The 6659-nt window shown below is 67.3% G+C and carries 6 protein-coding genes; 2 read left to right on the top strand and 4 right to left on the bottom strand.

Translation table 11 applies throughout. The features are described from left to right. Positions 1 to 1214 (top strand): chaperonin GroEL (groL, locus tag DSP71_RS13730; protein ID WP_258546445.1); only part of this gene is annotated, 1214 nt, incomplete at its 5' end. 63 nt (positions 1215 to 1277) lie between these two features. Here the strand turns inward: groL and DSP71_RS13725 are convergent. The 3 genes from DSP71_RS13725 to DSP71_RS13715 all read right to left on the bottom strand — a co-directional run bounded on the left by DSP71_RS13725 (position 1278) and on the right by DSP71_RS13715 (position 4135). Beyond that, positions 1278 to 1565: a WXG100 family type VII secretion target gene (locus DSP71_RS13725; protein WP_058631004.1), complete on the bottom strand. Its 288-nt coding sequence runs from the start codon at positions 1563 to 1565 to the stop codon at positions 1278 to 1280. Positions 1566 to 1686: 121 nt separating this feature from the next. Beyond that, entirely contained in the window at positions 1687 to 3381 is a 1695-nt protein-coding gene (locus DSP71_RS13720) for a cell wall metabolism sensor histidine kinase WalK (RefSeq protein ID WP_113681368.1), read from the bottom strand. 61 nt (positions 3382 to 3442) lie between these two features. Continuing rightward, on the bottom strand, positions 3443 to 4135 hold the full coding sequence (locus tag DSP71_RS13715; protein ID WP_017828926.1) for a response regulator transcription factor: 693 nt from the start codon (positions 4133 to 4135) through the stop codon (positions 3443 to 3445). Between the two features lie 163 nt (positions 4136 to 4298). Between DSP71_RS13715 and DSP71_RS13710 the strand changes: the two genes are divergently transcribed. After that, positions 4299 to 5381 carry a CPBP family intramembrane glutamic endopeptidase gene (locus DSP71_RS13710; protein WP_113681367.1) on the top strand — a complete coding sequence of 361 codons (1083 nt, stop codon included), beginning with the start codon at positions 4299 to 4301 and terminating at the stop codon, positions 5379 to 5381. A 10-nt stretch (positions 5382 to 5391) separates the two neighbouring features. Here the strand turns inward: DSP71_RS13710 and DSP71_RS13705 are convergent. Then, on the bottom strand, positions 5392 to 6659 hold a 1268-nt coding region (locus DSP71_RS13705; protein ID WP_258546444.1), incomplete at its 5' end, for a DNA repair helicase XPB.

Below are 6659 nucleotides of genomic sequence, written 5' to 3'. Positions count from 1 at the left end.
AGATCGACTCGAAGGAGCAGATCGCCGCCACGGCTTCGATCTCCGCCGCTGACCCCGCCATCGGCGAACTGATCGCCGAGGCGATCGACAAGGTCGGCAAGGAGGGCGTCGTCACCGTCGAGGAGTCGCAGACGTTCGGTACCGAGCTCGAGCTCACCGAGGGCATGCGCTTCGACAAGGGCTACCTGAACCCCTACTTCGTCACGGACCCGGAGCGCCAGGAAGCGGTCTTCGAGGACCCGTACATCCTCATCGCGAACCAGAAGGTCTCCAACATCAAGGACCTGCTGCCGATCGTCGACAAGGTGATCCAGGACGGCAAGGAGCTCGTCATCATCGCCGAGGACGTCGAGGGCGAGGCTCTCGCGACGCTCGTGCTGAACAAGCTCAAGGGCATCTTCAAGTCGGTCGCCGTCAAGGCTCCGGGCTTCGGCGACCGCCGCAAGGCGCAGCTGCAGGACATCGCGATCCTCACGGGTGGCCAGGTCATCACCGAAGAGGTGGGCCTCAAGCTCGAGAACGCCACGCTCGACCTGCTGGGTCGTGCGCGCAAGGTCATCGTCACCAAGGACGAGACCACGATCGTCGAGGGTGCGGGCGAGGCCGACCAGATCGAGGGTCGCGTCACGCAGATCCGTCGCGAGATCGAGAACACCGACAGCGACTACGACCGTGAGAAGCTCCAGGAGCGCCTGGCGAAGCTCGCCGGTGGCGTGGCGGTCATCAAGGCCGGTGCCGCGACCGAGGTCGAGCTCAAGGAGCGCAAGCACCGCATCGAGGACGCCGTCCGCAACGCGAAGGCAGCCGTCGAGGAGGGCATCGTCCCCGGTGGTGGCGTCGCGCTCATCCAGTCGGGCACCAAGGCCCTCGACGCTCTCTCGCTCTCGGGCGACGAGGCGACGGGCGCGAACATCGTCCGCGTCGCGATCGAGGCTCCGCTGAAGCAGATCGCCATGAACGCCGGGCTCGAGCCGGGCGTCGTCGCGAACAAGGTGTCCGAGCTCCCCGCGGGCCAGGGCCTCAACGCAGCCACGGGCGAGTATGTCGACATGTTCGCCGCCGGCATCATCGACCCGGCGAAGGTGACCCGCTCCGCGCTGCAGAACGCAGCGTCGATCGCGGCTCTGTTCCTCACCACCGAGGCCGTTGTCGCTGACAAGCCGGAGAAGACTCCTGCTCCGATGGGCGACCCGTCGGGTGGCATGGACTTCTGATCCTGCACTCATGACAGAACGCCCCCGGCTTCGGCCGGGGGCGTTCTGCGTTCACGGCGCGTGTCAGCGGAAGAGGCTGGCGGAGTACTGATCGGCGTCCGCGTACTGGGTGGCGACGGAGCCGAGCGAGGTGCCGATCGATTCGAGGACCTGTTCCACGTGGATCTGTGCGCCCTGCCACTGTTCAGCGCAATTCTGAAAGGCGTTGGACGCGGTGCCCGACCAGGTCGACTGCAGCTGCCGGAGCTGAGACATCAGGGTCGCAGACTCGCTCTGGAGGCGCTCGATGGTGGCGCGCGTCGCACCGTGAGCGGCGTGGACGGCTTCGGTGTCGACGGTGAAGACAGACATGGGAACTCCTTCTCGTAGGGGTTCCGAGGCTAGACGGGGCTCGGCCTGATGAAGACGCACCAGGGGGCCGGGCACCGCGTCCTGTGCGCAACCGGGGGAAGCGACCCTCCGTGCAGTGACGTCAGGGGAGGTCGATGCGATCGAGTGGCTGTGTGTCCTCCAGGAGGTGCGCAGGCGTTGCCCGTGCCGGCGCGAGCGGAAGCGTCACGGTGAACGTCGCGCCGCCGCCCGGGGTCTCCGACACGTCGACACCACCGTGAAGCGCCTTCAGGATGGACGCGACGATCGCGAGTCCGAGGCCGGAGCCGCCGGTCTCCCGCGCTCGTGAGGTGTCGGCCCGCCAGAAGCGCTCGAAGATCTGCTCCCGGATCTGCGGCGGGATGCCTTCGCCGTGGTCGACGATCGCGATGCTCGCTGTGCCCGCGGCACGGTCGGAGTCGACGACGATCTCGATGGGGCCGTCCTCAGGGGAGAACCGACGCGCGTTGCCCAACAGGTTCGTCACCACCTGGCGCACCTTGTTCTCTTCGCCGAGCACGATCGGGGGAGTGCGCACAGGGAGGTCCGGAACCTCGGTGAAGTCGATCACCGGAGCCTTCTCCTGCTGACGGGACCGGCGGCGAAGGCGGGAGAGCGTGGCGCGGGAAAGCCCGCGGGGGGTCGGCTGCTCGGGAGGTTGAAGGGGCGGGATCTCATGCAGGGGGATCACGGTCTTGCTGTCGGCCGTCCGGTCGATCACCGTGACGGTCCTACCGGGGGCAGCGGCACGGAGATCGAGCGCTGCATCCCGCGCGATCGGGCGGAGATCGAGCGGCACGATCTCGGGCTCGCGCTCCTCGTCCAGCCGCGCGAGCGCAAGCAGGTCTTCCACCAGGACGCCCATCCTGATGGCCTCCTTCTCGATGCGCTCCATGGCCCGAGCGGTGTCCTCCTCGCCCTTGATGGCACCCATCCGGTAGAGCTCCGCGTAGCCCCGCACGCTCACCAGCGGGGTGCGCAGCTCATGGCTCGCATCACCGATGAATCGCCGCATGTGCTGCACGGTGCGGTCCCGTTGCGCGAGTGAGGCGTCGACACGGTCGAGCATCGTGTTGATGGCGGTGTTGAGGCGACCGACCTCCGTCGTCGGTTCGAGGTCGGTCAGCCGCTGACGGAAGTCGCCGGCGGCGATCGACATGGCCGTGGCCTCGACCTGACCCAGACGGCGGAACGTGAGCGTGACGAGCCCGCGGGTGAGGAGCGCGGCGATCAGGATGGTGATCAGGGCGATCGTGATGTAGATGCCGAAGTACTGACTGATGATGCGATCGGCGGGCGCGAGGGGGAGGGCCACCAGCTGGATGCGCAGGACCCCGCCCTCCGAAGGGACGACGGCGACCGCGGCGTGGAACAGCTCCCCGTCGGCTCCGGTCATCTCGAGCGGGATCTGATCCGTGTTGGCCGTCGCCTTGGCGAGCGAGTACTCGGACGGGAAGAGGGGAGCCTGGCCCGAGGTGCCGCGAGCGGTCGCACGCAGTTCGCCCGTCGCATCGTAGATCGCGAAGGAGAAGTCGCGCGGCTGCTCGTCGCGCGGGCTGTACGTGGTGACGCCGTCGACCGTCACCGAGTCGAAGTAGCGCTCGACCAGATCGCTCGACACCAGAGCGGGCAGCTGCGCGTCGATGTTCGCGACCAGGGCGTTGCGCAGGATCGGCACGGTGCCGATGCCGGCGATGAGCAGTCCGAGCGCGAGCACCGCGACGGTGACGCCGGTGACCTTCGCGCGAAGACTGATGCGCCGCCACCAGCTGGTGACCGCATCGGGCTTGTGCGCCATGCGGTCCTCCTCGGTGCGGCGACACCACCGTGAGACGGTGGCGGTGACGGTGCGGTGGTCGTCAGACCGTCTTGCCGACCTTCAGCATGTATCCGAAGCCGCGCTTGGTCTGGATGAGCGACTCCTCGGTGTGCGGATCGATCTTGCGGCGCAGGTACGAGATGTAGCTCTCCACGATGCCGGCGTCGCCGTTGAAGTCGTACTCCCACACGTGGTCAAGGATCTGCGCCTTCGACAGCACGCGGTTCGGGTTGAGCATCAGGTAGCGGAGCAGCTTGAACTCGGTCGGGCTCAACTCGATCGGCTCCTTGCCGACGTGGACGTCGTGCGTGTCCTGGTCCATGGACAGCTCGCCGGCGCGGATGATCGACTCCTCGTCGGCCTGCATCGTGCGGCGGAGGATAGCCTGTGCCCTGGCCACGATCTCGTCGAGGCTGAAGGGCTTCGTGACATAGTCGTCCCCGCCCGCGTTGAGGCCCTCGATCTTGTCGTCGGTGCCGTCCTTGGCGGTCAGGAACAGGATCGGCGCGGTGAACCCGGCGCCACGGAGACGCTTCGTCACGCTGAAGCCGTTCATGTCGGGCAGCATGACGTCCAGGATGATCAGGTCCGGCTCCTCTTCGAGGACGGCCGAGATCGTCGCGGCGCCGTTGGCGACCGTCTTCACCTGGAATCCGGCGAAGCTGAGACCCGTGGAGAGCAGGTCACGGATGTTGGGTTCGTCGTCGACGACCAGGATGCGCGGAGCAGTCATGTCCCCATTATGGTGACTCCGGCCATGTGGATGCTGACTATTGTGCGGAACGGCGTCGACTCGCGCGTTCGCGCCGGCCTTCGTGAGCCGTGTATCGGCATCGGGGAACGGGATCGTCCCGCGGTCGGATGCGTCGCATAGCCGGACCCGGGAGGATCGAGGTATGAGCTCTCACGAGGACGACGTCGCCGCCCCCGAAACTCCCGCCGCACGGGCCGATCGCCCCGACGGGGAGGAACTCGCATACCATCGGCTGGCACACCTGCGGCCACGGTATCGCTGGTGGCGCATGCTGCTCACGGGGCTCGTCGGCATCGCTCTCTATGTCGTGATCCTGCTGATCGTGATCGTGCCTCTCGCGATCATGTCGATGTTCATCCCCGGGTGGCGCGTCGAATCAGAGGTGCTCCTCAGCACCACGCAGTTCTTCGATCTCGATCGGCCCTGGCTGCTCGTCGCGCTGGTTCTTCCCCTGATCCTGATGATCCCGGCGCTGCTGCTGGCGTCACGCCTCATCGAAGGGCGCGGGGTGGGACTGCTGTCCTCCGTGACCGGGCGCCTTCGCATGGCATGGCTCGGGAAGAGCCTGCTGCTGGCCCTGGCGGTGTTCCTCGTCTATTTCGCCGTCGTGTTGGGCTGGTCGGCGCTGAGCGGCGACGCGGTGACCGCCGACTTCTCCCACCCCCGGCTGTGGACGATGGTGCTGCTGGTCCTGCTGCTGATCCCGTTGCAGGCTGCCGCCGAAGAGTATGTCTTCCGCGGGTACCTGATGCAGTTGGTCGGTGGCTGGCTACGCCATCCTGCCTTCGCCATCCTCCTGCCCGTGCCGATCTTCGTCCTCGGTCATGGGTACGACGTGTGGGGTGCGGCCAGCGTCGGGATGTTCGCGATCGTCGCCGCATGGCTGACCTGGCGAACGGGGGGCCTCGAGGCGGCGATCTCGCTGCACATCGTGAACAACGTGCTCATCTTCCTGCTCGGCTCCGTCACGCTCGTCGATGCCAACGCGACCTCGGGAACGGCTGTCGATCTGTTCGCCTCGGCACTCGCGATGGTGATCTACGCCGTGCTCGCCGACCGATGGGCTGCGCGACTCGGGATCGCGCGGACAGCGTGGCGCGCGACTCCGGTGCGCGCGTCAGAGACCCATCAGCCGTCAGGGACCCATCAGCCGTCAGGGACCCATCAGCCGTCGGGGACCCACCAGCTGGGTGCGGTGCTCCACGGACGCGTCGCACGCGGGTGACAGGGGAGCGTCAGGCGGCGATCGCGTCGGAGTCCATGATCGTGTAGCTGTACCCCTGCTCGGCGAGGAAGCGCTGACGGTTCTGGGCGTAGTCCTGGTCGATCGTGTCGCGGGCCACGAGGGTGTAGAAACTCGCGGTGTGCCCCGACTGCTTCGGACGCAGCAGACGGCCCAGACGCTGGGCCTCCTCCTGACGCGATCCGAACGATCCGGACACCTGGATGGCGACCGATGCCTCTGGCAGGTCGATCGAGAAGTTCGCGACCTTGGAGACCACGAGCAGCGAGATGTCACCCTCCCGGAACGCGCGGTACAGCTCTTCGCGCTCATCGACCGGGGTCGCACCCGTGATCTGCGGGGCGTTCAACGCCTCGGACAGCGATTCGAGCTGGTCGAGGTACTGCCCGATCACGAGGATGCGCTCGCCCTCGTGCTTGGCGATGAGCTCGCGCACGGCTGCGACCTTCGCCGGCGCGGAGGCCGCGAGGCGATAGCGCTCGTCGTCGGTCGCGGCCGCGTACTCCAGACGGTCGCTCGGTGGCAGGTCGACCCGCACCTCGTAGCAGGCGGCGGGCGAGATGAAGCCCTGCGCCTCGATCTGCTTCCAGGGGGCGTCGAAGCGCTTCGGCCCGATCAGGCTGAACACATCGCCTTCGCGACCGTCTTCACGCACCAGGGTGGCGGTGAGGCCGATGCGACGACGCGCCTGCAGGTCGGCGGTGAGCTTGAACACGGGGGCGGGAAGGAGGTGGACCTCGTCGTACACGATGAGGCCCCAGTCGAGGGCGTCGAGCAGTGCGAGGTGCGCGTACTCGCCCTTCCGCTTCGCCGTGAGGATCTGATAGGTGGCGATCGTGACGGGCTTGACCTCCTTGGCCTGCCCGGAGTACTCGCCGATCTCCTCGGGGGTGAGGCTGGTGCGCTTGAGCAGCTCGTCGCGCCACTGCCGTGCCGAGACGGTGTTCGTCACGAGGATGAGGGTCGTCGTCTTGGTCGCTGCCATCGCTCCGGCACCGACGATCGTCTTGCCGGCGCCGCAGGGGAGCACGACCACGCCCGAGCCGTCCTTCGAGAACGCGTCGACGGCATCCTGCTGGTAGGGGCGGATGTGCCAGCCGTCCTCGGCGAGGTCGATCTCGTGGGGAGTTCCCGGGGTGTAGCCCGCCAGGTCTTCCGCCGGCCAGCCGATCTTCAGAAGCTCCTGCTTGATCTGGCCGCGTGCCCATGCGTCGATGACGAAGGTCTCGGGGGTCGGGTGCCCGATGAGAAGGGGCTGGA

Origin of the sequence: Microbacterium sp. H6, from assembly GCF_003314775.1 — a bacterium.
Taxonomy (GTDB): Bacteria; Actinomycetota; Actinomycetes; order Actinomycetales; family Microbacteriaceae; genus Microbacterium; species Microbacterium oxydans.
Note: the sequence above shows the minus strand (reverse complement) of the source record. Positions and strands in the feature narration are given on the sequence as shown.